Below are 26002 nucleotides of genomic sequence, written 5' to 3'. Positions count from 1 at the left end.
AATTGCAATCAAATGAATACAGGAAGGCTCTGACGATCCACCAATTCAGTCAAGGCGTTTTCTAGCGGGCGTTCAAAATGAAGAAAGAGCGTCACGAGGACGCTCTTTCTTAGATCTCAACTCGAACTGTCGGATCAGCAGCTGTAATACATGCCGTATTCAACCGGGTGCGGTGTGTGTTCGTAGGTTTCAACCTCTTCCATCTTCAGCGCGATGTAGCCGTCGATCTGGTCTTTGGTGAACACGTCGCCCTGCAGCAGGAAGTCGTGATCTGATGCCAGAGCTTCCAGCGCCTCACGCAGCGAGCCGCAGACGGTCGGGATATCAGCCAGTTCTTCGGCGGGCAGATCGTACAGGTTTTTGTCCATGGCTTCGCCTGGATCGATCTTGTTCTTGATGCCGTCCAGACCGGCCATCAGCAGAGCGGCAAAACACAGATAGGGGTTTGCTGCCGGATCGGGGAAGCGGGCCTCGACGCGCTTGGCTTTTGGGCTTTCGGTCCACGGAATACGGACGCAACCCGAACGGTTACGGGCCGAATAGGCGCGCAGAACGGGGGCCTCAAAGCCCGGGATCAGACGCTTGTAGCTGTTGGTCGCCGGGTTGGTGAAGGCGTTCAGGGTTTTGGCGTGCTTGAGGATGCCGCCGATGAACCACAGGGCCTCATCCGACAGGTCGGCATATTTGTCGCCTGCGAACAGCGGCTTTCCATCTTTCCAGATCGACATGTTCACATGCATGCCGGTGCCGTTGTCGCCTGCGATGGGTTTCGGCATGAAGGTGGCCGATTTTCCATAGGCATGCGCCACGTTGTGGATGATGTATTTGTACTTTTGCAGCTCGTCCGCCTGTTTGGTCAGGCTGTCAAAGATCAGACCAAGTTCGTGCTGGCAGGACGCAACCTCGTGGTGGTGCTTGTCGACCTTCATGCCCAGACGCTTCATGGTCGACAGCATTTCCGAGCGCAGGTCCTGCGCTTCGTCAATCGGGTTCACCGGGAAATAACCACCCTTGACGCCGGGGCGATGGCCCATGTTGCCCATCTCGTACTCGGTGTCAGTGTTCCAGGACGCGTCAGTTGCATCAACTTCGTAGGATACTTTGTTGATGCTGTTGGAGAAACGGACATCGTCGAACAGGAAAAACTCGGCTTCGGGACCCATATAGGCCACATCGCCGATACCGGTCGCTTTCAGGTAAGCTTCGGCTTTCTGCGCGGTACCGCGCGGGTCGCGATTATAGGCTTCGCCCGTGTCAGGCTCTACGACCGAGCAATGCACGCAGATGGTTTTCTCGGCGTAGAAGGGATCGACATAGGCGCTGTCGGTGTCGACCATCAGCTTCATGTCGGAGGCTTCGATCGACTTCCAACCCGCGATGGACGAGCCGTCAAACATGAAGCCCTCTTCCAGAAAATCCTCGTCAACCTGATCGGCGATCAGGGTCACGTGCTGCAACTTGCCGCGCGGGTCGGTGAAACGAACGTCGACGTATTCGGCGCCTTCGTCCTTGATCAGCTGAAGAACTGCGTCCTTGCTCATTCTCTCATGTCCTCTGCTAGAGTATATTCGGGTTACAGAGCGTCCGAACCGGTCTCGCCGGTGCGGATGCGGATAGCTTGTTCAACGGGTGAGACAAAGATCTTGCCGTCGCCAATCTTGTCGGTTTTGGCGGCAGACACGATGGCCTCGATGGCGGCATCGACCTGATCGTCGTCCAACACGACCTCGACCTTTACCTTGGGCAGAAAGTCCACAACATATTCCGCACCGCGATACAGTTCGGTATGACCTTTCTGACGGCCAAAGCCTTTGACTTCGATCACGCTGAGGCCCTGGACGCCGACGTCCTGCAATGCCTCTTTCACTTCGTCCAGTTTGAACGGTTTGATGATCGCTTCGATCTTTTTCATCCTGGCTCACCTCGTATGGTTGTCAGGATCGCAATGATCACGTCTAAGATCAGGCGGCAATGTGAATGCGAAATTGGCTTGTCATGGATAGGTTGATTTTGGACGGTGGGTGAAATTTTAGTCAGGTTGCACAAAAAGTAATCAAAACTGAATCGCGTGAGGGTTTGGGATGACGGAATTGCTGACAGCAGCACAGATGCGGGCGATTGAGCAGGCAGCAATCGAGTCTGGTCAGGTGACCGGTCTGGAACTGATGGAGCGCGCCGGGCAGGGCGTGGTCGAGGCGATTTTCGAAGAATGGCCAGAGTTGTCGAAGACCTCGGGTCGGGCCGTGGTGCTGTGCGGGCCGGGGAACAATGGTGGCGACGGGTTTGTGGTCGCGCGGCTGCTGAAGGAATGGGGCTGGGAGGTGCAGGTATATCTGTACGGCGACCCGGACAAGCTGCCGCCGGACGCTAGGGCGAACTGTGAGCGATGGCGCAAGATTGGAGCGATTGAAGGAAGTAATCCGGTAGTTGATGAATTGCGGCAGGGTAAATTTGACATCGTTGTTGACGCCGTATTCGGAACAGAGTTGTCACGCCCGCTATCTGGTGACGCAAAGGCGTTTTGCCTTGAGATGTTCAAGGTTGGAATTGATGTGGCCATCGATGTTCCCTCTGGATTCTGTTCCGATAGTGGGAAGTTCCTAGACGAGGAAACATCGTTCTACGATGGTCCCGAGGGCGTTGAGCTAATTGTAACGTTCGAACGGAAGAGGCTTGGCCACGAACTTGGCCTTTTGGCGGATCAGGCAGGAACGTTGAGGGTCAAGGAAATCGGAATATCTGACTTTGTACCATCTTTTCGGCGGGACTATTCTATTCAGTATGAGACCGGGAATTTCCGCTGGCATGCGGCCGGAAAATACGCGTCCGACCTTCGAACGAATAAGCCGACGCATAAATATTCTCACGGCCACGCGCTTGTCCTTTCAGGAGGGTCTGGAAAAACCGGCGCGGCGCGGTTGGCCGCACGCGGGGCTCTGAGGATCGGAGCGGGGTTGGTGACTTTGGGCGTGCCCCCCGCGGCGCAGATGGAGGTGGCAAGCCATGTCACGGCCATCATGTTACAGCGGGTTGAAGATGCCAGCGCATTGACCGAAGTTCTGAAGGATGAGCGATTGAATGCTCTGTGCCTTGGCCCCGGATTGGGGGCGCAGCGCGCTTACGACCTTGTGCCTGTGGCGCTTGCGGTCGGGCGAAAGACGGTTCTGGATGCTGATGCGCTCTCGGCCTTCGCCAATGATCCGGCTGCACTGTTCGACCTTTTGCACGAGAATTGTGTTCTGACCCCACATGGCGGTGAATTCATGCGGCTGTTTCCGGACATTGCCGAGAAACTGGCAGCCGTCCCAATCAAGGGCCCGGCCTACTCCAAAGTCGATGCGACCCGAGAAGCCGCCAAGCGGGCAGGGTGCACTGTATTGTTCAAGGGGCCTGACACTGTGATCGCTGCGCCTGATGGGCGATGCTCGATCAACTCGGCTCACTATGAACGGGCTGCACCCTGGCTGGCCACTGCGGGATCAGGAGATGTGCTTGCCGGGTTCATTACTGGACTGTTGGCGCGTGGGTTTGCGCCGATGCAGGCGGCAGAAACGGCTGCGTGGTTACATGTGGAGTGCGCGAGGAGTTTTGGACCGGGTCTGATCGCCGAAGATTTGCCTGAGCAACTGCCAGATGTTTTTAAACAGCTGAATATTTGATTTTGTGCGCGAGGAATGGCCTAACTGTGGTGGCTTCGGCGGGAATCCGCTGTCAGGTCGTGCATTAATGCACAGCAAGTATTTGCCAGATGCATGACTGCACGGCAGAATTTATTTGGAGAGTGCTCTCTTGCTCTGTGAATGTGAACTTAATCTATTGATAAATATATAAAAGAAAACTTTCGCCCTGATGCCATCTGTGGCGGAAATGCAATGCTTGAAAGGTATGAGCTGACCGTTATTGGAACCGCAGCGTTCTAGGAGCATTTGGGCAATACCTGAAACCGGAATCCTTCATGGTGAGTGAAATGATCTTTAATCTAAAACGCTCTTCGGTTGCTGCAGTTTTGGCAGCAACCACCGCGGTCCCCGCCGCCGCAGAGCTGAAATATGAAAACAATAGCGGCGGCTATGTGTTGCTGTACGGACAGTTGAACCCGGCCCTGATCTCGGTCGATGATGGGCAGGAAAGCGAAACCCGCGTGCTGGACAACGACCTGTCCAACAGCCGCGTCGGTCTGCGCCTGTTGCAACCTTTTGGTAACAACGAGTTCACCTTCCGTTTTGAAACCGGGCTGGGATTGCCTGGATCAGCATCGGCTAACCAGTTTGGAACAAATGCCGATGGTTGGAACCGTGAAGACATTCGTCACGTTGATTTCGCCTTGAAAGGCGGCTGGGGTAAGTTCTCGGCCGGTCAGGGCAGTATGGTATCCGATGGCGCCGCCGAGGTGGACTTGTCTTATGTCGGCACCGCGCTTTACTCGTTCACGAATGATGAAAACTCGGGCTTTTTCTATCGGGGCACCGACGATCTGCTGAGCGATATCACTGTTGGCGACTCCAGCAGCAACTTTGATGGCTCACGTCGTGGCCGCGTTCGCTATGACACGCCCACCGTCAATGGGTTCTCGGCGGGCATCGCATATGGTCAGAACATTCTGTCCAGCAGTGATGACGATGACTATTATGATATCGGGCTTTCTTACGCGAATACCTTTGCCGGTGGTATCGAATTCGCTGCGGGGCTGGCTTATGCGGTGCGTGACAGGGACGGCAGTTCCGATAACCGCAAGGATACGATCGGGTCGGCCTCGGTTCTGTTGCCCAGCGGGTTCAGTTTCACGGCTGCAGTTGGTACGCGCGATGATGACTCTGCGGGGGCTTCGGACCCGAATTACTGGTACGGCAAAATTGCCTATGAAGGTGATTGGGTCTCATGGGGCAAAACAGGTATCGGTATCGACTATTTCGATGGTTCTGATTTCGACACCGACGGATCCAGCACAAAGGCTTGGGGCATCGCAGTGGTACAGAAGATCGAGGCAATCAACACCGATGCCTATCTGAAGTATCGCAACCACGATTTTGACGATGGCACCTCATTCGAAAATAACGAAGCTTGGGTGCTGGGCGCGCGCTGGAAATTCTGATCGCCAGTCCTTTTTCGACTGACCAACGCTCCGGCTTTGGCCGGGGCGTTTTTTTGTCTGAAAGGGCGGCAAATTAAGGCTGATCTGGCCATTGCCCCTTGCACGTGGGCGGCTGGGCAAATAGAAGGCGTCAAATTTGCCCGGCGCGCCCGTTTTGCGCGCCCCGAATCCTATGGGGACTACCAGAATGCAGGTTACCGAGACGCTGAACGAAGGTCTGAAACGCGGCTACAACATTGTCGTATCCGCTGCCGAGCTGGACGAGAAGGTCAACGAGAAGCTGACCGAAGCACAGCCCGAAGTCGAAATGAAAGGTTTCCGCAAAGGCAAGGTGCCGATGGCGCTGCTGAAAAAGCAGTTTGGTGAGCGTCTGCTGGGCGAAGCGATGCAGGAAACCATCGACGGTGCCATGAACAAGCATTTCGAAGACAGCGGTGAGCGTCCTGCACTGCAGCCCGAGGTCAAGATGACCAACGAGGACTGGAAAGAAGGCGACGATGTCGAGGTCGAGATGGCCTATGAGGCGCTGCCCGCGATCCCCGAAGTCGATCTGAAATCGGTTGAGCTGGAGAAGCTGATTGTCAAAGCGGACGATGCCGCCGTCGAAGAAGCGCTGAACAACCTGGCCGAAACCGCGCAGGATTTCAAAGCCCGTCGCAAAGGCTCGAAAGCCAAGGATGGCGACCAGATCGTGTTCGACTTTGTCGGCAAGGTTGACGGCGAAGAGTTCGAAGGTGGTGCTGCCGAAGACTATCCGCTGGTTCTGGGGTCCAACAGCTTCATCCCCGGTTTCGAAGAGCAGCTGGTTGGCGTGAAAGCCGAGGAAGAAAAAGACGTTAACGTCTCCTTCCCTGAGGAGTATCAGGCCGAGCATCTGGCCGGTAAGGACGCCGTATTTAGCTGCACCATCAAAGAGGTAAAAGAGCCGGTCGCAGCCGAGGTCAATGACGAGCTGGCCACCAAGTTTGGCGCCGAAGATCTGGCCGCACTGAAAGGTCAAATCGCTGAGCGCCTTGAGGCCGAATACACTGGCGCTGCACGGGCTGTGATGAAGCGTGGTCTGCTGGACGCGCTGGATGCCAAAGTGTCGTTCGATCTGCCGCCGTCGCTGGTCGAAGCCGAAGCCAAGCAGATCGCGCATCAACTGTGGCACGAAGAGAACCCCGAGGTTGAAGGCCACGATCACGATCCGATCGAGCCCACCGACGAGCATAACAGCTTGGCCGAGCGCCGCGTCCGTCTGGGCCTGCTGCTGGCTGAGCTGGGCCAAAAGGCCGAGGTTGAAGTCACTGATGCCGAGATGACCCAAGCGATCATGACCCAGGCGCGTCAGTACCCTGGTCAGGAACGTCAGTTCTTTGAGTTCGTTCAGCAGAACGCCCAGATGCAACAACAGCTGCGCGCGCCGATCTTTGAAGATAAGGTCGTCGACTATGTCTTTGAGCTGGCCCAAGTCTCGGACAAGGAAGTCAGCAAAGACGATCTGCAAAAGGCCGTTGAGGCTCTGGAAGAGGAATAATCCTCTTCCCCCCTATGGGGGCACAGAAAAAAGCGGAGCCGCCGGAAAATCGGCAGCTCCGCATGGGTGGCTTTGTGCTATGAGGTGAGGGGGTCAGGCCTCATGAGCAAAAGCACGGGGGGTCTGTAGCAGAGCGGTCTTTTGCTCTGTCGTGAAGGTGTCAGTCAGCGCCTCAATCAGCTTCAGAACATCTTGTCTTTCCGCTTCGTTTCGTGCTGCGCTCATCTGCTCGACGAAGTACTTCTCGAGCTCGGTCAGCGGTTTGTGATCACGATTTGCAGGGTTGATTTCGGCTGATTTCTTGGCTTTGAACAGCTCCAGTGCTTCTTCCTCTTCGAGGAAAACATCCTGATGGATACCGGCGAATTCCCGAATTCCGGAAATACGTTCCTCTGTGCAATCCAGCAAAGCGGCCAGGGCAGAGACTTTACCCATCGGAGCTGTTTTGCCGACATAGTCGTAAGGTGCGCAGTTGGACCGTTTGAGAACCCGATCCATGATGGGATCAATAACGGTGATGATATCCTGAATGCCGGAGTTTTTCGCATATTCAAGCGAACCGATCATCAGTTCACACGTCGCATAGGACACTGAGTTTTTGTCCTTACCACGATTCAGGCGTTGGGTGTCGACGCAGAAGCGGGTTGATTCCCACATGGTGGCACTGCGAATAGGGGCCTCTCCGTCCAGAATGGCTGAAAACACGTCGGCCAACATGTGAGGTCCAGTGGTCTGTAGGGCACGCACGGCTGCGACGACATTCCCCCCGTCGTCGAGTCCGATCACATATGCCGGGTCCAGATGATCGAATTCATCGATCTCTTTGCCATCCTGAATATTGACGTCCCACCCAAGCCGACCGCCAAATACGCGCGCTCTCAGCTCAAACATGTCGTCAAGAACTTCACTGAACAGGTGTCTGTTCAGGCCATCTACCACGATGATCATAATTTCCCCCTTCGAGTGGTTAGTCGGTAAACTAGACGTTACCGTTTTGAGGGGGATTTTCTATTGGGGGATTCCCGTATTTTGACGGAATTTAGTGCTTTTTGTGATTAGCTTGGGGTAATCAGGCCAATTGCTATCGCGCGGCCTACGGCTTGCGGCGTCGTCAAGGCACTGAGTTTTTCACGGCTGGAGCGCAAATGAACTTCGACTGTGCGGTGCGAAATGGAAAGAATATCACCGATATCCTGCTGTGATTTCCCTGCTGCCACCCATTGCAAAATCTCGGCTTCGCGAGTGGATAGGGTTGGGTGATACAGCACATTTGTCAGTTCGTCGGACGAGACCACGTTGTCATGAATATGCACGGCCATGGACTGAAGATCGCTGATGACATGCGTGAATAGTTTGCGCCACTCATCTTTGCTGCATTTACGGGTCGCGCTGAGGAGGCCGATGTCCCCGTACGGGCCGCGAACCGGTATTGTAACCCCTTGATTAGGAAGGCCAAAATCGCTTGCATCCCTGAAGACACGCTGAAAATCGGGGCTGCGTTCCAACCGGCTCCAATCCACGGGCGCGATGCTGCGACGGGCCATGTGAATAGTCGGGTCAACCATGATCAGACCCTGGTTCTGGTAATGCTCAGTCCACGCGTCGTCATAAGTCACAAAGCCGGCTACTGTGCCTGCCGCAGGGTTCATGCCGGCATAAGCCGCATGGTCCATGTCGTGTTTCTCACAGATTTGCCTCAGGAACTCGGTATAACGAGTTTCTGAATCCGGCAGTGTGCTCAGATCGACAATTTCCATGTGGCGCCTACCAACTGCGGCCCATCTTGCAGCTCGATGGTGTCGTCGAGCCTGCTGTTAACCAGAGTGGAACCCATTTTACCTCACGTCAGGCAGAACATCATATTTTTGAAAATATGACAAGACGATGCAGGAAATGTCTGCGCATTTCGCCTCGTTGCGTCTGGAAGTTAGAGCATATTTGTCACTATTCTGCCATGACTGCTAACTGAGACCAGAAAAAAGCTAAGGCGCAGATTTAAGACCTGTTTCCACCAACATCCCACGTGCTTTGGCCTCGGGATAGAACCCTTTGGCGTACAAGAAGATCGCCCGTTGTTGATCCCCATCCGATAGAAGCCAGGCGCCGCGCAGGTACTTTCCGGCAAACTCAAGGTTCGTGTCCGCATCCAGTAACCCCTTTGCATTGCCGGAATATCCCATGGAACGCGCCGTGGCGGGCAGGATTTGCAACAGGCCATAATATGGGCTGTTTACAGCCCAAGGTCGGTGTGTGCTCTCGCGGATTGCCAGTTTATGGATCAGTTCGCGTGGCAGTTCGTAGTGGTCAGCCCATTTGTTGATCGACGCACGCAGTTCAGGCGTTTCGTTTGGGTAAAGAGGGGGATCGAATGGCTGCGCGTCCCCTCGGGACACCTCTGATCCGCTACAGGCGGCGAGAGGCGCCAAAAGCAATAACGCGATAAGGCTGCGACGCGGAATATTTGCCATATTGAATCTCCAAACTGCGAGCGGCGATGATAATGGGCGCAAGTCGAACCGCAAGCTTACGGTCGAAATTTGGCCGAATTTTGCTCGTGTGGGGTGCGCAAAGAAAAAGAGCCGCGCAATACGCGCGACCCTTTAATTCGTAGACTTCAGCCAGCTCAGGCCTTGGCTTCGTCTTCTTCAGCCGGGGCTGCTTCGGCGGCCAGGTCGTCGTCATCCGATGCGGCCGAGCCGATGTCGTCGAACAGTTCGGCGATCTCGAATTCGGCGGCTGCCTCTTCTTCGGCGGCCAGTTCCTGAATCGACTTGCCAGATGCTTGCAGTTCGGCTTCTTCTTCCGAACGGGCAACGTTCATCTTGATCTGGACTTCGACTTCGGGGTGCAGTTTCACCGCGACCGAATGCAGGCCCAGATCCTTGATCGGTGCGATCAGGATGACCTGTTTCTTATCAACGGTGAAACCAGCCTCAGTGGCGGCGTCTGCGGCGTCACGTGGAGTGACCGAACCGTACAGAGCGCCAGCATCCGATGCCGAGCGAATCACGATGAACTGCTGTCCGTCCAGCTTTTCAGCCAGCGCTTCAGCTTCTTTTTTGGTTTCCAGGTTGCGGGCCTCAAGCTGCGCTTTCTGAGCTTCGAATGACGCGACGTTGGCGTCCGAAGCGCTCAGCGCTTTGCCTTGGGGCAGCAGGAAGTTGCGGGCGTAGCCAGACTTGACGTCAACGACGTCGCCCATCTGACCCAATTTCGCAACGCGTTCCAGAAGGATAACTTGCATGTCAGTGTCTCCTTACTTCACGGCGTAGGGCAGCAGGGCGAGGAAGCGGGCGCGCTTGATAGCACGGGCCAGTTCACGCTGCTTTTTTGCCGAAACGGCGGTGATGCGCGAAGGAACGATTTTGCCGCGCTCAGAGATGTAGCGTTGCAGCAGACGGGTGTCTTTGTAATCGATCTTCGGCGCGTTGTCGCCCGAGAACGGGCAGACCTTGCGGCGGCGGAAAAATGGTTTTGCGGCCATGGTTTAAGTCCTTTCGTCAGGCGTTGATCAACGGCGCTCGCGGCGGCCTTCGCGCTCGTCGCGCTTCTGCATCTGGACCGAAGGGCCCTCGTTGTGCTCGTCGACCTTGATGGTCAGAACGCGCATAACATCGTCATGCAGGCGCATCAGGCGCTCCATTTCCTGAATGGCGCCAGCGGTAGCGTCGGTCTTCAGGAAGGAATAGTGACCCTTGCGGTTCTTGTTGATCTTGTAGGCCATCGTCTTGACACCCCAGTACTCGCTGTCGACGACGTTGCCGCCATTGTCAGCCAGAACGGTGCCGAAATGTTCGACAAGGCTTTCTGCTTGCGTGTTGGACAAATCCTGACGCGCGATCATTACATGCTCATACAGTGGCATGTGCACTCCTGTTTCTATCAAGGCGCATTTCAAAGACGGGGCCATCCGATCCTTCGCGACCCTGCCACGAGAGGCTGCGCGATTCATACATATTGCGAAGGAAGGCCTCGTATACACGTTTATTCACCCGGGGCAAGCCCTGCCACATATGCCTTTGAGACGCCGCCCAATTTCCTTCGAGCCGCCCAATTCCTGACGCTTTTCGGCTCAAAGTTGTTTCGCATACCGGAAACTAACCGGCTTGAACAAACCTGCGACGGTAACCTTATACAGGGTAAAATGTTATGACCGCGATAAACACGAACACCTTCCAAGACCAAGCGCCCGGCACGCGCTTTGAACATTCTGTGCCGGTCATGATTGCGTTCGCCCCAAATTGGAAAGCCCGGATGATTCTGTCGCGGGTCATTGGCGCGTTTCTGATCGTGTCGGCGTTTTCCATGTGGCTGATGCCGGGATCGGTCATTGGTGCCGATGTCTGGCCGATCAAAATGGCGGCATCGATGCTGTTCCTGATCGTCGGAGTAAGCTTGCTGACCGTGGAAGTATTGGATCCGCGTCCGGACGCCTATTTTGACCCAATCCGCCGCGAGGTTCGGGTGTTGCAAAAGAACGAAAATGGGCGCCCTCAAACCGTGTTGCGTCGCAGCTATGATTCATTGGGTGGCGCGCATTTTGAGGACGAAGAGGTGCAGCTTTTCGACGTGGATGGCAGCCTGCTGATGAAACTGCCGTTGGAATCGGCGGATGTCAGCCGAGCGTTGAAGGGACAACTGAGCCAAAGCGTAACAATTTTCGCCTGATTTTTGTTCTGTTCAAAAAGAAACAGAGATTGTGAATCAAAAAGGGTTGTGTGCCGCCGTTAGGCGGCACATTTTCTTTTTGAGCAACCCAGTTGGATTGCATTCATAAAAAACGCGGAGATTGTCATGAAATCCACCCTTCTTGCTGCAGCCCTGGCCGTATCGGCGACCACGGCATTCGCCAGCGCTGAGAAATACACTCTGGACCCCAGTCACAGCCAGGTGGTTTTCACCTACAACCACCTTGGATTCTCAACCACCACCGGCATGTTCTCGGGCTTTGAGGGCGAGATCATGTTCGACCAGGAAGATCCGGCGGCTTCGAGCGTGGCCGTGTCAATGCCAGTTCTGGAGATGTTCACCGGCTGGAAACCACGCGAAGATCACTTCATGACCGAAGACTTCTTTGGCGCGGCAGAGGGTGATCTGATCACCTTCACCTCGACCGGGATCGAGGTAACGGGCGATGACACCGCCAATATCACCGGTGACCTGACCATGAATGGCGTGACCAAATCGGTTGTACTGGATGCCAAGTTGAACAAAGTCGATCAGCATCCGATGGCCAACAAACCCTGGGCCGGGTTCAACGCAACAACGACTGTGACGCGCAGCGAGTTCGAACTGGGTCAGTTCGCACCGTTCGTTAGCGACGAAGTGCAGATTCAGATTTCGGTTGAGGCTGAAAAGGCCGAGTAACTCTTGCTTAGCAGAAAAGGAAACCGCCGGTGCCTTGCGCGTCGGCGGTTTCTTTATGCGGGGTTTATTCGCCTCGGGTTGCTGTCAGTTCGACTGCAACCGTCACAGCAAAGGCGAGTGAATCTTCGGCGGGCATTGATGCGCCGACACCGAAATCCAACCGGTCGAGTTCCAGAGCCCCAGCCATCGTCGCCGTGCCATCTTGGATTTCAAGTGTAAACGGCAGAACCGCGTCGAGGGTTTTGTCACGGATGGTCAAGGGACCGCGCGCTTCATAACCTGTGTCGGTTTTGAACAGGTCAGCTGAAAAACTGGCTGTTGGGAACTGACCGCTGTCAAAGAAATCAGCACCCATGGCCTGATCTGTCACTGTGCCAAGGCTGAGCGATCCGATCGCGATGGTAACATCGACAGACCCCGCAGGTCCGTGTGCGGTGGGGTCGTCAAAGGTGATTGCCGCGGTCCAATCAGCGAAGGCGCCGGTAACGGGACTGCCTAATTGCGTTATGGTTATCGACAGCGTGCCATCTTGCACTTGCCAGTCAGATTGCACTTCGGCCAGTTCGGCGGTGTCCGTGCTTGCGGCAGAGTGATCCGAGAAAACGCCAAGACCCCAACCGCCAGCAAGGACCGCCGCCCAAGCAGCCAATGCGGCAAAGGCGGGAACCATTGAATGATGCTGAGCGGGCGGTTCGGGGGCCTCTGATGAGCCGGGCAGCATGCGACGAAGGGTGCTGTCCTTGTCCACCACATGGTGTTTCAAAGCGCCTAAAATGTGCAGCGTCAAAGAACCCACCAAAACCCAGATAAACAACCAATGCAGGCTGGCGGTTAACTCTGCCAAGTATGCCGACTTGGGTATAAAGGGCAGGTTTTGGCCAAAGGGCCACAGGATCGGCGCAAACCCTTCAGCAGCGGCGTGATGGAGCCAACCGGTCAGCGGTACCAATACCAAAGAAGCATAAAGCATCCAATGCACGGTTTCGGCGGCGAAGGCTTCGGGTTTGTTTTCCGCGTTCAGAAGGCCCGGTTTGGTTTGTGTCACCGCCCAAAGAATGCGGGCAAGGGCGACAAAGAATATAGTGACGCCGACAGTCTTGTGGACCGAGAACAGCCGGGCTGCCCACGCAATGTCATCTTCGGTTGTGGGAATCGTCGGATCATAAATGGCGTGAGCCAGATCGCTGGCGATCCAGCCCAAAGGCAGGGCTGTTAAGATCAGCAACGCTGTCAGCCAGTGAAAGGCTTTGGTCACACTGCCATAGCTGGCGAAGGTATTGGTTGATGGCATTGATCGAAGGCTCCGGGACTTGTTGGCTGAGACCAAACTAATGCCGCGAACATAAGACACAAGTCCGAGGAAATGCACAGCTAAGGTGTCCGAATACAGAGCGAACGCAGCGCTTGTGCCGCGTGGCTTGTCGGTTTACACCCCGCCGCAACCTGACGTCATCCAAGAGGTTGCAATGACACTCGCGTTCGTTTTCCCGGGGCAGGGCGCCCAGACCATCGGAATGGGCAAAGCTCTGGCCGAGGCATATCCCGCCGCACAGGCCATTTTTCACGAAGTGGACGAGGCGCTGGGCGAAAAGCTGAGCAGCCTGATCTGGGAAGGCGATATTGCCGAGCTGACGCTGACGCAAAACGCACAGCCAGCGTTGATGGCGACGTCGATGGCAGCGTTGCGCGCGTTGGAGGCCGAAGGTGTTTCGGTGACTAGAGCCGCGTTCGTGGCGGGTCATTCACTGGGCGAATACTCGGCCCTGGCCGCAGCTGGCGCTTTGTCAGTGGCTGATACGGCCCGTCTGCTGCGGACGCGCGGCCAGGCGATGCAAAGTGCCGTTCCGGTAGGAGAGGGCGCCATGGCGGCTATTTTGGGTCTGGATCTTGACGCGGTACGTGCTGTTGCCGAAGAGGCCGCGCAGGGCGAGGTCTGTCAGGCCGCAAATGATAACGATCCCACGCAGGTGGTTGTGTCTGGTGCAAAGGCTGCGGTTGAACGTGCCGCAGATATTGCCAAGGAAAAAGGCGCCAAGCGCGCTGTAATGCTGCCGGTCAGCGCGCCGTTTCACTGCGCCCTGATGCAGCCTGCCGCTGACGTTATGGCCGAAGCTTTGACCACGGTCGATATCAAGGCGCCTGCTGTACCGCTGGTGGCAAATGTGCGCGCCGAGGCAATCAGTGATCCGGATCTGATCCGGCAATTGTTGGTCGAGCAGGTCACAGGATCGGTCCGCTGGCGTGAAAGCGTGCAGTACATGGCAGCGCAGGGAGTGACCGAGGCATGGGAAATCGGCGCCGGGAAGGCGCTATCGGGCATGATCCGCAAGATCGACCGCTCTGTTTCAGGCAAAGCCATTGGCACGCCTGAGGATGTACAAAAGGCCATCGGGGCCGAATCGTAAACTCAAAACTCGTCACAACAGACGAACCAAGAGGGAAACCGAATGTTTGATTTGACAGGTAAGAACGCGCTGGTCACCGGCGCGTCAGGCGGGATTGGAGGCGACATCGCGCGCGCGCTGCATGGCGCCGGTGCGACGGTCGGGTTGTCTGGCACGCGGGTTGAACCGCTGCAGGCGCTTGCGGATGAACTGGGTGAACGCGCGCATGTGTTGCCCTGTAATCTGAGTGACCCCGAGGCCGTTACAGCCTTGCCGAAACAAGCAATCGAAGCCATGGGATCGGTCGATGTTCTGGTAAACAACGCCGGGATCACGCGGGATAATTTGTTCATGCGGATGTCAGACGATGAGTGGCAAAGTGTGATTGACATTAACATGACTGCCACAATGAAACTGTGCAGAGGCGTGATCCGTGGGATGATGAAATCGCGTTGGGGTCGGATCGTAAACATCTCGTCCGTTGTGGGCGCGATCGGTAATCCGGGCCAGGCGAACTATGCGGCCTCCAAGGCAGGAATGGTGGGCTTTTCCAAAGCGTTGGCACATGAAGTTGCCACGCGCGGTATCACCGTCAACGCTGTGGCACCGGGATTCATTACCACAGCGATGACCGAAAAGCTGACCGACGATCAAAAGGCCGGTTTGTTGCAGCAGGTTCCTGCCGGCCGTATGGGCGAACCTACTGAGATTGCCGCAGCCGTTCTGTACCTAGCCAGCCCCGAAGCAGCTTATGTTACCGGAAGCACCTTGCATGTGAATGGCGGTATGGCCATGTTGTGAGCGCGGATCGGGGCGAGCGCGAAAGCGTTTGCCTCTCGCGTTGTCTGTGCTATAGGCGGCGCATCCATGCAGAGGCCGGTCGTTCAGGTCGGCCTTCTACTTTCCCGGTAACCCGGGACACAAACCGCCCGGAACGGGCAAACCAAAGCCATCCCGAGCGGGCAAGGGCAGAACCGGGCGAACCGCCCTGAACTAGGAATGAGGAATAGACATGAGCGACGTCGCAGATCGCGTTAAAAAGATCGTTGTTGAGCACCTGGGTGTTGAAGAAGACAAAGTAGCGGAAAACGCGTCTTTCATCGACGATCTGGGCGCAGACAGCCTGGACACTGTTGAGCTGGTTATGGCCTTCGAAGAAGAGTTCGGCATCGAAATCCCCGATGACGCAGCCGAGACCATCCAGACCTTTGGCGACGCCGTCAAATTCATCAGTGAAGCGTCGTAAGCGTTTCTAAACTGATCAAAAGCGGCGCTTCCGGGCAACGGAGGCGCCGTTTTTTTGTGTTTGCTCGAAATTCATGCTTGCGCGATACTTGTTGGCTTCGCACTGTTTCCTCTGAGGCATAATTCGAAGCGGGCAGGGCATGATAAGATCCACCCCAATGATAAACACGGCCCGTCTGACGTTATGTGCGATGCGGCCGGAAGACTTTGATCGGTTCGCCGAGATTTGGCGTGACCCTTGTGTCGTGCGCCATATTGGCGGGACTCCACGCTCGCGGGGGGAGGCATGGGATTCCTTTCTGCGCAATGCCGGGCACTGGCACATGGTTGGGTTCGGGCAATGGGCCGTCCTGCAGCAGTCGAATCGCAAGTTGATCGGCCAGGCTGGTTTCTTTTACAGCAACCGCTCGATGGGCGAGGATTTTGACGGCTTTCCCGAGGCCGGATGGATACTGGCGCCCGAAGCGCAAGGTCAGGGAATGGGTTTTGAGGCTGCACAAGCCGCTCATGACTGGTTTGATCGCGTCATTCCCGGACCGCTGGTGGCAATGGTTGATGCGGCCAATAACTCTTCGCAAAAGCTGGCGAAAAAGCTTGGCTACCTCTTGATGCGTGAGGGAGAGTACAACGGGACTCCTGTACACTTGCTAAAGCGCAATGGGCCGCCAGCGCGGGCGTAAATCCGCCGCTATACGGTCATGCCGCAAAATGACCAGACTGTGCCGATCCCGGTAGAATCAGTTGCCTCTTGAACGTGTATGTTACTCTGGAATTTCGGAGAGATTGGGCGGAGGAGCAAGCTCATGAGGATTTACCCTACAATGGAACTGCAGAACGGTCGGTGTGTGACACTGGACAAAGGCCGTCTGGACGAGGCGATGATCTGGCATGTGAACCCGACTGAAACGGCGCGAAGCTGGGCTGCCGCCGGGGCTGAGTGGATGCATTTGACGGATTTCGACGCGATCGAAGGCCGGGATACCAATACCGAGCTGGTCGAAGAGATCATCCGGACAGCAGAAATGCCGGTCCAGTTGGCCGGTGGTATGCGCACCCGCGAAAAGGTGGAACATTGGATTGATAAGGGTGCCGGGCGGGTCGTGATTGGCACGCTGGCCGCTTGGGATCCGAATTTGGTCAAGGAGCTGGCCAAGCTCTATCCTGACCAGATCGTGCTGGCGGTCGATGTGTGGCAGGGTTTCGTCATGACTGAAGGCTGGCGCAACCAAAGCGCCTTTACGCCTGAAGCATTCATCGACGCTTTTGCTGACGCGCCCTTGGCGGCTATTCTAGTCACCGATATCAATAGTGACATGGAAGACGTTGAGGCGCAGTTGGGCCTGATCTCGGGGCTTGCGCAGCATTCACGTACACCTGTGATTGCCAGCGGTGTGGTGCGAACAGCGGATGACATTTCAAGGTTGGCTTATATCCCGAACATTGCAGGCGCTTTGGTTGGGCGGTCACTGTTCCGCAAGATGCTGGACCTGAATGAAGCACTGGAAGTTGCGACGGCCGCACACGAGCCCGTGGCACAGTTTCAGTAATAATAAACTCCGCCCCTTCCGAACTGTGCGAAGGGGCGGGTTTCTTTCATCGGCAAATTTCCAAACAGACGTCACGCCTTGAATTCCCGGGATCGGCGAAATGATACCGGTATGGAAACTGCCGTTGCTCTTGCCCCCAGACCCCGGGCCGGGGTATGAGCGGTTCTCATAACAGGAAGCAGGCAAGAGGCAATTCATGCGCAGAGTCGTTGTAACTGGTCTGGGATTGGTCACTCCTTTGGCCAGCGGGGTCGAGGAAACCTGGTCGCGTCTTTTGGATGGGGAGTCTGGCGCTGGTCCGATCACCCTGTTTGATGCGGAGGCAAGTGGGGTCACCACGACCTATGCGTGCGAGGTGCCGCGCGGGGATGGAACAAACGGTACGTTCAACCCCGACGACTGGATGCCACCGAAAGAGCAACGCAAGATCGAGGATTTCATCCTCTATTCCATCGCTGCGGCCGAGATGGCTTGCAAGGATGCCGACTGGCTGCCCGAAGACGAGGAATCGCGCCTGCGTACAGGCGTCCTGATCGGTTCGGGCATCGGCGGTCTGGGCTCGATTGCGAACACGGCAAACCTTATCCGTGACAAAGGTCCGCGACGGGTGTCGCCGTTCTTTATTCCGGGCGCGCTGATCAATTTGGCTTCGGGCCAAGTTTCGATCCGTCATGGGTTCAAGGGGCCGAACCACTCGGTCGTAACCGCTTGTTCCACCGGGGCGCACGCCATTGGTGACGCCAGCCGCATCATCCGGGCAGGCGACGCGGATGTGATGATCGCGGGCGGCGGCGAGGGCTGCATCTGTGAGATTGGTATCGCGGGTTTCAATGCGTGCAAAGCGCTGTCGACCAAATATGCCGATGATCCCAAATCGGCCAGCCGTCCATATGACATCGACCGCGATGGGTTTGTTATGGGCGAAGGCTCGGGCATTGTTGTTCTGGAAGATTATGAGCACGCCAAAGCGCGCGGTGCCAAGATTTACGCCGAAGTTCTGGGCTATGGTATGTCAGGCGACGCCTATCACATCACGGCACCGTCCGAGGATGGCGATGGGGCACAACGTTCGATGCAAGCCGCATTGCGCAGCGCTGGGCTGGAGCCAACAGACTTGGACTATATCAACGCGCATGGCACCTCGACCATGGCGGATACGATCGAATTGGGTGCGGTAGAGCGGCTGTTGGGTGATCACGCCAGCTCGGCCACCATGAGTTCGACCAAGTCGGCCACTGGTCACCTGTTGGGCGCGGCCGGTGCGATCGAGGCGATCTTCTCGATCCTTGCGATCCGCGATCAGGTCGCGCCGCCGACCATCAATTTGGACAACCCGGCGGTGGAGACACCTATTGATCTGGCGCCCAATGCAAAGCGAGAGCGTGAGATCAACGTGGCCCTGTCGAACTCGTTCGGGTTTGGTGGCACCAATGCCAGCGTGATCTTTGGAAAGGTTAGCTAAATGTGGCGGGCCGTTGCATCAAACGCGCTGACCATTTTAGTGGTCGGCCTGTTCCTGATGGGGGGGCTGATCCTGTGGGGTCAGTCGCAATACAAGGCCGAAGGCCCACTGGAAACCGCCATCTGCCTGCAGGTTGAAAGCGGTTCAAACATGACGCGGGTCAGCCGCGAGTTGGAGGATCAGGGCGCGATCAGCAACGCCACGGTCTTTCGGATGGCGGCAGACTACACTGATCGGGCGCAGCGACTGAAAGCGGGCAGCTTTCTGGTACGCGAAGGCGCGTCAATGCAGCAGATCATCGACGAGATCACCAGCAGCGGCGCCAGCACTTGCGGGTCCGAAATCGAATATCGCATTGGCGTAGCCCGCACCCAAACCCGTGTACGCGAATTGAACCCGGCGACACTGGAATTTGTTGATATTGCGTCCTTTGACGTCTCTGAAGAAGAGAGTCCCGCAGCCTATACGGAAAAGCGTGAAGAGGCGGACACCCGGTACCGTGTTTCTCTGGCTGAAGGTGTTACCTCCTGGCAAGTGGTCGAGGCTTTGAAGGCGTTTGATGCGCTGACCGGCGAGATCACAGAGATTCCGGCTGAAGGAATGCTGGCACCTGACAGTTACGACATCACATCAGGGCAGGACCGAAATGCCGTGTTGCAAGCGATGCAGGACAAACAGCAGCTGCGGATCAATGCGGCATGGGAAAACCGGCAGGACGGATTGCCGCTGAACAGCCCCGAAGAAATGCTGATCCTGGCCTCGATCATCGAAAAGGAAACGGGTGTTCTTGGGGAACGTGCGCAAGTTGCCAGTGTTTTTGTGAACCGGTTGAACCAAGGTATGAAGCTGCAGACGGACCCGACCGTAATCTACGGAGTGACCAAAGGACAGGGGACGTTGGGCCGTGGTTTGCGACGGAGCGAGCTGCGCCGTGCAACACCTTGGAACACTTATGTGATTGATGGTTTGCCTCCGACGCCGATCGCTAATCCCGGGCAGGCGAGCCTTGAAGCGGCCGTTGCGCCGGACGACACCAACTATGTGTTCTTTGTTGCGAATGGTACCGGTGGCCATGCCTTTGCCGAGACGTTGCAGGAGCATAATCGCAACGTTGCCAAATGGCGCGAAATCGAAGCCGAGCAAAATAGTTCCGGAAACTGAGGCAATCTCTCGCGTGTACGTTGGACCGGTCCAGATTGCTAACGCCAGAGAGTAACTGGCGTTAGCGGGTCATTTCTAAACTGCGGAGATTGAGGTGCCGAAGCGCCAGCTATGCCGCTGGCTTGCGCCGTGGACGGCGGCCTTTTGATGCAGCAGGCTTGGATCCACCATTGGCCGCTTGCGGCTTGAAGCTGCGGCGGCGGTTGTTCTGGTTCCGCGTCGGTTTTTTAGGCTCGACGGCTTCGGGCTGCGTACCGCTGGCCACGGGGATATTGATTTTCATCAGCTTTTGGATTTGGCGCAGCAGATCAACCTCTTCTGCCGAGCAGAACGCGATGGCCTGACCTTCGCGTCCGGCGCGCGCGGTGCGGCCGATGCGGTGGACGTAGTTGTCAGGTACCTCGGGCAAGTCGTAGTTGATCACGTAGGCAACGCCGGGAATGTCGATGCCGCGCGCGGCCACATCTGTGGCGACGAGGACATTGATTTCTCCTGACCGGAACGCTTTGATTGCGCGGTCGCGCTGCCCTTGGCTTTTGTTGCCGTGAATCGATGCTGCGTTATATCCGTCCGCAACAAGACCCTTCATGAGTTTTTCGGCGCCATGTTTGGTGCGCGAAAAGACCAAGGTCAGTGCATCTTTATCCGCCGACAGAATCTCACGCAGCTTGTGCGGTTTCCCGGGCTTGCTGACGAAGTGGATGGATTGGGTGATCTTGTCTGCTGCTTTGCCCGGAGGCGAGACCTGAACGCGTTGTGGGTTGGTCAGGTAAGCGCGGCTGAGCTCTTCCATCTGTTTTGGCATCGTGGCCGAAAACAGCATCGTCTGGCGCGGTGTCCCCAGCTGAGGTGCGATTTTGCGCAGGGCGTGGATGAAACCCAGATCAAGCATCTGGTCAGCTTCGTCCAGCACCAGGTGGCGTACCGAGCTGAGATCAACGGCCCGACGATCCATCAGGTCCATCAGACGTCCTGGGGTGGCCACAAGAATGTCGGTACCACGAGACAGAACCGAGATCTGTCTGTTGATCGACTGGCCGCCCACAACTGTTGCAACGCGCAGTCTTGTGTCGCCTGTCAGATTGCGCAGGCTGTCGGCGATCTGGTTAACCAGTTCGCGGGTGGGGGCAAGTATCAATGCCTTGGCCGTTTTAGGGTCAGGCTTGCCGGGTTGGGCCAGAAGGTGATCAATCAGCGGCAGGCCAAAAGCCAGTGTTTTGCCGGTGCCGGTTTGGGCGAGACCCAAAATGTCATGACCTTTCAGCGCAAGCGGAATGGCTTGATTTTGGATCGGGGTCGGTTGCGAGAATTTGGCGCGTTTCAGCGCATCGTTCAGAGCTGGCGCAAGGCCAAGCATGTCAAAGTCGAACACGTAATATTCCTTTGTAATCCGCAGTTTATTCAAAGCCAACGGACAAGTGTGACGGGTCACGCAGGGCGCGCGACCGGCAGGGTTGTGCGAGACCTCTGGACATGCAGGCGGTTCCTGCGGCATCCGGTCGTCGCGTTAAGAACCCTGCGTGAAGGGGAACTGGAAATGGTTTGGGCGCTGTGGGGCCACTGATGTAGCCAGCCGATGCTCACGCGTCAGCGCTGTGTTATGGGGCAGATGAAGGTTATGGGGCGGTTTGTCAAGGTCTGGTCTGGATGCGAGGTCAAACAGCCAACGTACCGAGTTGGAAACGGCATAGGATCGTCATCGGGTGGTGTGGGGTGACGAGTGGGGAAAGATCGGGTGCTATTAGGCCATTTTCCGCAGTTGTACGATTTGTACGCGGTCGAAAAGGTCATTTGTACAATTTGTACAAAATATATCCTTAACGTCGGGTGCAGGGTCAGTCGGCTTGAGACATCGTCTTGGGCGTTGCAGGCCCTTTAGCTGACGGATGGTGGATGGGCTCACGGTTCTGTTCTGAGGTACGGTCATCGACCGGATCGCTCAGGGCATGTACCGCAGCAAGGTTGGCAGACCGTGGGACGCCCCCTTAACTGTCCCGGTGTGTCCCGATCACAGCCGGGGTGAATATATCTTGGCTGAAACAGATATTTAGCATGGCTGACGAACACCTTAAATCTGAGATGGCACCCTGTATTGATGGGGCATTCCGACTCTGTTGGGCTGACCGAACGAAGAACCGGAGGGGCAGGCAGGGCATCGTGCTTGTCGGTGTACCTCATTCCACCGGCATCACAGAACGGGACCAGCATCCTGGGTCGCGCGCGCTGCGAAATGCGTCTTTGGTTGCAGGGCGGGTTCATGGGGGATTTCAGCTAGACCCGTGGCAAGCGGCAAAGATCGCGGATGTTGACAATGTTCCCTTTCCACGTGCCACTGACAACAAGGGCTGCATAGAACAGATCACAAAGCTCCATTCCGATATCGATGCTGCAGGTGCATGCCCGATCCTAGTTGGCGGCGACATCGTCTGTATGATGCCGGCCACAGACAGCCCCGATCAGATCACGGCGTTGACGGCCTCGGTCATCATGTTCGAAATGGTCCCGATAGTGGCGGAAAACGTGAAAGCGGAGAATGCATAATGGGCGACAGCAGCAAGGATTTCTTTCAACCTGTTTCAGCGATGGAGTTGGCACGGTTCGCCGGTGTGCCGACTTTCATGCGGCTGCCTAACCTGACCCCAGACCATCCGCGATACCACGAGGTGCAAATGGGGCTGGTCGGTGTGCCCTGGGACGGCGGCACCACAAACCGCCCCGGCGCGCGACACGGACCCCGTCAATTGCGGGATTGTTCGACCATGATCCGGGCAATGAACCCGGCCACCGGTGTTAACCCTTTCACCATGGTCAACTGCGCCGACCTTGGCGATGTGCCGCCGAACCCGGTGGACATCCACGACAGTCTGGACCGGGTTACCCGGTTTTACACTGACATGAAGGCGCATGGCGTCACGCCGATGACCGGAGGTGGAGACCATCTGGTGACGCTGCCGATCCTGCGGGCGCTGGCCAGTGACGGGCCACTGGGATTGATCCAGTTTGACAGCCACACAGACCTGTTCGACAGTTATTTTGGTGGCTATAAGTTCACCCATGGCACCCCGTTCCGTCGTGCCATCGAGGAAGGGCTGATCGATCCTCAACGCTTTGTTCAGATCGGCATCCGTGGCACCGCTTACAACACCGAGGATATCGACTGGGGTATCGAGCAGGGCGTGCGGATCATCCGCGTAGAAGAATTGTTCGAGCGGGGAATTCCCAATGTCATGGCCGAAGCACGCGAGATCGTCGGAGACCAGCCGACCTATTGCACCTATGACATTGATTTCGTTGATCCCACCTTTGCCCCGGGGACAGGCACGCCTGAGATTGGCGGACCGAACAGTTTTCAGGCGCAGCAGGTCATCCGAGAGTTAAGCGGTGTGAACCTGATTGGGGCAGATCTGGTCGAGGTCTCGCCACCTTTTGATGCAACAGGCGGAACTGCGTGGCTGGGTATTTCGTTGATGTTCGAACTGATGTGCGTGTTGTCCCAGGCAATTGTTCCGCGATCAACATAGGATTGCTGCTTTGGGCGGCTAAGTTTGAACGGAGACGGTCCTTTACGAAGCAAAACGGTCTTTAGAATCCTGACCCTGGGACCGAAGTGAGCTTGATGGTGCCTTCAGGCTCTCTGCTGGTGGCGGATAGGAGTTTGATCCGGCTCCCTAAACATATGGGTGGGAAATCAGGCACCTCTCAAAACCTCTTGTTCGTTAGGAAATTCTTAACCACCTGCGTGCGCTGCCCGTTGCGCCCCTGTTGCGCACGATCTTGACACAGCGCACTTATTCCCGTATAGGTTGTGTCATGCTAGAAGAAGTGGGCAACGGCCCCGGGATGACCCGGTGGCCGTTTTTCGTTTCTCTCGTGCGGAGAACACTCACGCATGAGGTCACAGGCAAACATGACTTTGATTACCCCGGAAGAGCGGATGTCCCAGACGGCAGAACTGTTGCAGTCGCTGGAGGCATCCATTCGCGGTCTGCGGCAAGCGGCGGAAGACCTGCGCAAGCAGATCGGTACCGGGGAGGATGCAGATCTTGCTGGTTCAGCCAAGCAACTCGGTCAGTTAGAGGGGCTGATCCGAAGTTGTCAGAAAGTGGAGACAAGCTTTGTCGAACAACATCACAGACAAGCCGGAATTGCCCAAGGGGGCTATGCGCTCGACCTGGAGCGCGCGCGATCTGAGATCGGGTGCAGGTTGGCTCGCCTCCGCAGATGCTGCGGTGCGAGACAGATTTCTGAGTGAGATCGGGGAGGGGGGGCTGTGCGCCCTCCCTTTCCTTTTTGAGTTCTGGGCGTTGCCGCATCAATTACCGCCCGAAGGCGACTGGCGGTCGTGGGTGATCATGGGGGGGCGCGGCGCGGGTAAAACGCGAGCCGGGGCTGAATGGGTGCGGTCGATGGTCGAGGGGTCACTGCCGTTAGACCGTGGGGAGGCTTGCCGGGTGGCTTTGGTGGGGGAGACCTTTGATCAGGTGCGCGACGTGATGATCTTTGGCGATAGCGGGATATTGCAGTGCTCGCCGCCGGATCGTCGTCCCCAGTGGAAGGCATCGGAGCGGAAACTGATCTGGCCCAACGGGGCCGAGGCGCAGGTGTTTTCCGCGCACGATCCGGAGGGGTTGCGTGGGCCGCAGTTTGATGCGGCCTGGGTGGATGAACTGGCCAAGTGGAAGAAGGCCGGTGAGACTTGGGACATGTTGCAGTTTGCATTGCGGTTGGGGGAAAGTCCGCGGGTCTGTGTGACGACGACGCCGCGAAATGTGAAGGTTTTGAAGGAATTGCTGGCGTCTCCGTCCACAGTTGAAACCCATGCCCCGACCGAGGCGAACCGGGCCAATCTGGCGGACTCGTTTCTGGCGGAGGTGCGGGCGCGGTACGCGGGCACGCGGCTGGGGCGGCAGGAGTTGGACGGAGTTCTGCTGTCGGATGCTGAGGGAGCGCTGTGGACCGGGTCGATGCTGGATGCGGCGCGGGTTAGCCAAGTGCCCGAGTTGGACCGTATCGTGGTGGCGCTGGACCCGGCGGTGACGGCGGGGTCGAATGCGGATGCCTGCGGGATCGTGGTGGTCGGCGCACAATTGCAAGGACTGCCCGAGGAGTGGCGCGCCTATGTGCTGGCAGACCGGACGGTGCAGGGCGTTGGCCCGGCGGGCTGGGCGCAGGCGGCGATTGACGCGATGGATGAGTTCGGGGGTGAACGGCTGGTGGCTGAGGTCAATCAGGGCGGGCAACTGGTGGAAGAGGTTGTGCGGCAAGTGGACCCCCTGGTCCCGTTCCGCGCGGTGCGGGCGTCTCGCGGCAAGGTCGCGCGGGCCGAGCCTGTAGCGGCCCTTTACGAGCAAGGGCGGGTGGTGCATGTGGCGGGGCTGGATGCGTTGGAAGAACAGATGTGCCAGATGACCGGGCGCGGCTTCGAGGGGCAGGGATCGCCCGACCGCGTCGACGCACTGGTCTGGGCGCTGCATGAGCTGGTTGTGGGGCCTGCGGGGGCGTATCGGCGGCCGAGGGTAAGGGCGTTGTGAACTTAGCGATCGGGAAGGAATGACGACAACAAAGCTCTAACCAAGCTTTACTATCAACTGTTTGCGGCTGGTTTCTGGAGATTTGACAGTGTAAAGGCTAAGCTATGCAAAGGGTCACAACAACCAGTACCAACAGATTTGATTTAAAAGATATTCTCGCCCCCAACGATAAGTTACTTTGGTCGGGTGAACCCGGATATGGCCGCAAGTTCTTTCAGGCCGTAGGTGATGAGCGGAAGATTCATGTTTTCCTGTTGATCGCTTCGGTCGTCATGTGGGCTACTATTCCATTCATCAATGCCGATGCCGAGTTTGGCCGCTTTGATGCGTATTGGATATACGGCGCAATGACGTTCGCTTTCGTTGTCTTTTCGTTTAGCATCGCGAGTCAACGGCACTACGTCCTGTATAACTTGGCCTATTTTGTTACGAACAGCCGGGTAATTGTTTGCCGGCGGGGTAGAAACTGGAGGCTTGGTGTCCGGCTCTATGTCGTTTCGTGTGAACATTCACCGACGTTTCCGTATTCAATAGTCGATAGCCGCCCTTATCCATCACTTGAAGTTGGCATTCTTCTTTCGGAACAGCAGGTGCAACCATTCGGGCTTGGACTATCCCATCCCGGCCATCCGATGCTCTTAGGCAGGACATACTATCCTATACTGTTGGACTATGTTCCGGAGGCTGAGAAACT

General features: G+C 56.7%; 27 protein-coding genes. 16 read left to right on the top strand and 11 right to left on the bottom strand.

Translation table 11 applies throughout. The features are described 5' to 3' along the window. Positions 1–134 precede the first annotated feature (134 nt). Positions 135–1541, bottom strand: coding sequence for a type I glutamate--ammonia ligase (gene glnA, locus HW561_RS07615; protein ID WP_176863284.1), 1407 nt, complete (start codon positions 1539–1541; stop codon positions 135–137). A gap of 32 nt (positions 1542–1573) precedes the next feature. After that, on the bottom strand, positions 1574–1912 hold the full coding sequence (locus HW561_RS07610) for a P-II family nitrogen regulator (RefSeq protein WP_050602105.1): 339 nt from the start codon (positions 1910–1912) through the stop codon (positions 1574–1576). Positions 1913–2081: 169 nt separating this feature from the next. On the opposite strand from HW561_RS07610, the gene HW561_RS07605 reads away from it, so the two are divergent. The 3 genes from HW561_RS07605 to tig all read left to right on the top strand — a co-directional run bounded on the left by HW561_RS07605 (position 2082) and on the right by tig (position 6611). Continuing rightward, positions 2082–3659, top strand: a complete 1578-nt coding sequence (locus HW561_RS07605; RefSeq protein WP_176863282.1) for an NAD(P)H-hydrate dehydratase — start codon at positions 2082–2084, stop codon at positions 3657–3659. 308 nt (positions 3660–3967) lie between these two features. Continuing rightward, positions 3968–5092 (top strand): porin, encoded by a 1125-nt coding sequence (locus HW561_RS07600; RefSeq protein ID WP_176863280.1) that lies wholly within the window; start codon positions 3968–3970, stop codon positions 5090–5092. A gap of 187 nt (positions 5093–5279) precedes the next feature. Continuing rightward, a complete protein-coding gene (gene tig / locus HW561_RS07595) occupies positions 5280–6611 on the top strand; it encodes a trigger factor (RefSeq protein WP_176863278.1) in 1332 nt (443 codons plus the stop codon). Between the two features lie 93 nt (positions 6612–6704). Here tig and HW561_RS07590 read toward each other — a convergent pair whose 3' ends face one another. The 6 genes from HW561_RS07590 to rpsF all read right to left on the bottom strand — a co-directional run bounded on the left by HW561_RS07590 (position 6705) and on the right by rpsF (position 10476). Then, the gene (locus HW561_RS07590; RefSeq protein ID WP_176863276.1) at positions 6705–7559 is read right to left on the bottom strand and encodes an acyl-homoserine-lactone synthase; all 855 of its coding nucleotides are present in this window, start codon (positions 7557–7559) and stop codon (positions 6705–6707) included. A gap of 107 nt (positions 7560–7666) precedes the next feature. Next, entirely contained in the window at positions 7667–8368 is a 702-nt protein-coding gene (locus HW561_RS07585) for an autoinducer binding domain-containing protein (protein ID WP_176863274.1), read from the bottom strand. A gap of 225 nt (positions 8369–8593) precedes the next feature. Further along, on the bottom strand, positions 8594–9079 hold the full coding sequence (locus HW561_RS07580; RefSeq protein WP_176863272.1) for a lytic transglycosylase domain-containing protein: 486 nt from the start codon (positions 9077–9079) through the stop codon (positions 8594–8596). Positions 9080–9234: 155 nt separating this feature from the next. Further along, complete coding sequence (gene rplI / locus HW561_RS07575; RefSeq protein ID WP_176863270.1) at positions 9235–9855, bottom strand: 50S ribosomal protein L9; 621 nt, start codon at positions 9853–9855, stop codon at positions 9235–9237. A gap of 12 nt (positions 9856–9867) precedes the next feature. Then, a complete protein-coding gene (gene rpsR / locus HW561_RS07570; RefSeq protein ID WP_005982441.1) occupies positions 9868–10095 on the bottom strand; it encodes a 30S ribosomal protein S18 in 228 nt (75 codons plus the stop codon). A gap of 27 nt (positions 10096–10122) precedes the next feature. Next, complete coding sequence (gene rpsF / locus HW561_RS07565) at positions 10123–10476, bottom strand: 30S ribosomal protein S6 (protein WP_176863268.1); 354 nt, start codon at positions 10474–10476, stop codon at positions 10123–10125. A 284-nt stretch (positions 10477–10760) separates the two neighbouring features. Between rpsF and HW561_RS07560 the strand changes: the two genes are divergently transcribed. Next, the gene (locus HW561_RS07560; protein WP_176863266.1) at positions 10761–11279 is read left to right on the top strand and encodes a hypothetical protein; all 519 of its coding nucleotides are present in this window, start codon (positions 10761–10763) and stop codon (positions 11277–11279) included. Positions 11280–11405: 126 nt separating this feature from the next. Further along, a complete protein-coding gene (locus HW561_RS07555) occupies positions 11406–11978 on the top strand; it encodes a YceI family protein (RefSeq protein ID WP_176863264.1) in 573 nt (190 codons plus the stop codon). A gap of 64 nt (positions 11979–12042) precedes the next feature. On the opposite strand, the gene HW561_RS07550 is transcribed toward HW561_RS07555, so the two are convergent. Continuing rightward, positions 12043–13269 (bottom strand): cytochrome b/b6 domain-containing protein, encoded by a 1227-nt coding sequence (locus HW561_RS07550; RefSeq protein ID WP_176863262.1) that lies wholly within the window; start codon positions 13267–13269, stop codon positions 12043–12045. A 175-nt stretch (positions 13270–13444) separates the two neighbouring features. Between HW561_RS07550 and fabD the strand changes: the two genes are divergently transcribed. From fabD to mltG, 7 genes are all read left to right on the top strand, one after another. Next, positions 13445–14383: an ACP S-malonyltransferase gene (gene fabD, locus HW561_RS07545; RefSeq protein ID WP_176863260.1), complete on the top strand. Its 939-nt coding sequence runs from the start codon at positions 13445–13447 to the stop codon at positions 14381–14383. A gap of 42 nt (positions 14384–14425) precedes the next feature. Then, positions 14426–15163 carry a 3-oxoacyl-[acyl-carrier-protein] reductase gene (gene fabG / locus HW561_RS07540; RefSeq protein WP_176863258.1) on the top strand — a complete coding sequence of 246 codons (738 nt, stop codon included), beginning with the start codon at positions 14426–14428 and terminating at the stop codon, positions 15161–15163. Between the two features lie 211 nt (positions 15164–15374). Then, the gene (locus HW561_RS07535) at positions 15375–15608 is read left to right on the top strand and encodes an acyl carrier protein (RefSeq protein ID WP_008756330.1); all 234 of its coding nucleotides are present in this window, start codon (positions 15375–15377) and stop codon (positions 15606–15608) included. Positions 15609–15747: 139 nt separating this feature from the next. Continuing rightward, a complete protein-coding gene (locus tag HW561_RS07530) occupies positions 15748–16287 on the top strand; it encodes a GNAT family N-acetyltransferase (RefSeq protein ID WP_176863256.1) in 540 nt (179 codons plus the stop codon). Between the two features lie 123 nt (positions 16288–16410). Then, positions 16411–17154, top strand: a complete 744-nt coding sequence (locus HW561_RS07525; RefSeq protein WP_176863255.1) for a 1-(5-phosphoribosyl)-5-[(5-phosphoribosylamino)methylideneamino]imidazole-4-carboxamide isomerase — start codon at positions 16411–16413, stop codon at positions 17152–17154. Between the two features lie 196 nt (positions 17155–17350). Beyond that, positions 17351–18616: a beta-ketoacyl-ACP synthase II gene (fabF, locus tag HW561_RS07520; protein ID WP_176863253.1), complete on the top strand. Its 1266-nt coding sequence runs from the start codon at positions 17351–17353 to the stop codon at positions 18614–18616. Then, on the top strand, positions 18617–19777 hold the full coding sequence (gene mltG / locus HW561_RS07515) for an endolytic transglycosylase MltG (RefSeq protein WP_176863251.1): 1161 nt from the start codon (positions 18617–18619) through the stop codon (positions 19775–19777). Between the two features lie 109 nt (positions 19778–19886). Here mltG and HW561_RS07510 read toward each other — a convergent pair whose 3' ends face one another. Next, positions 19887–21149, bottom strand: a complete 1263-nt coding sequence (locus HW561_RS07510) for a DEAD/DEAH box helicase (RefSeq protein ID WP_176863249.1) — start codon at positions 21147–21149, stop codon at positions 19887–19889. A 785-nt stretch (positions 21150–21934) separates the two neighbouring features. Between HW561_RS07510 and HW561_RS07505 the strand changes: the two genes are divergently transcribed. The 4 genes from HW561_RS07505 to HW561_RS07490 all read left to right on the top strand — a co-directional run bounded on the left by HW561_RS07505 (position 21935) and on the right by HW561_RS07490 (position 25308). Then, positions 21935–22318 (top strand): arginase family protein, encoded by a 384-nt coding sequence (locus HW561_RS07505; RefSeq protein WP_328803261.1) that lies wholly within the window; start codon positions 21935–21937, stop codon positions 22316–22318. After that, positions 22318–23298 carry an agmatinase gene (gene speB, locus HW561_RS07500; RefSeq protein ID WP_176863247.1) on the top strand — a complete coding sequence of 327 codons (981 nt, stop codon included), beginning with the start codon at positions 22318–22320 and terminating at the stop codon, positions 23296–23298. Before HW561_RS07505 ends, speB begins: the two co-directional genes overlap by 1 nt. A gap of 386 nt (positions 23299–23684) precedes the next feature. Further along, entirely contained in the window at positions 23685–24029 is a 345-nt protein-coding gene (locus HW561_RS07495; RefSeq protein ID WP_176863245.1) for a hypothetical protein, read from the top strand. Continuing rightward, positions 23938–25308 (top strand): DNA-packaging protein, encoded by a 1371-nt coding sequence (locus tag HW561_RS07490; RefSeq protein WP_176863677.1) that lies wholly within the window; start codon positions 23938–23940, stop codon positions 25306–25308. The genes HW561_RS07495 and HW561_RS07490 overlap by 92 nt, the downstream gene beginning before the upstream one ends. Positions 25309–25481: 173 nt before the next feature. Here the strand turns inward: HW561_RS07490 and HW561_RS07485 are convergent, their stop codons facing one another. Next, a complete protein-coding gene (locus HW561_RS07485) occupies positions 25482–25817 on the bottom strand; it encodes a hypothetical protein (protein WP_176863243.1) in 336 nt (111 codons plus the stop codon). Between the last annotated feature and the right edge of the window lie 185 nt (positions 25818–26002).

This window comes from Ruegeria haliotis (genome assembly GCF_013377785.1).
GTDB classification, from domain to species: domain Bacteria; phylum Pseudomonadota; class Alphaproteobacteria; order Rhodobacterales; family Rhodobacteraceae; genus Ruegeria; species Ruegeria haliotis.
Note: the sequence above shows the minus strand (reverse complement) of the source record. Positions and strands in the feature narration are given on the sequence as shown.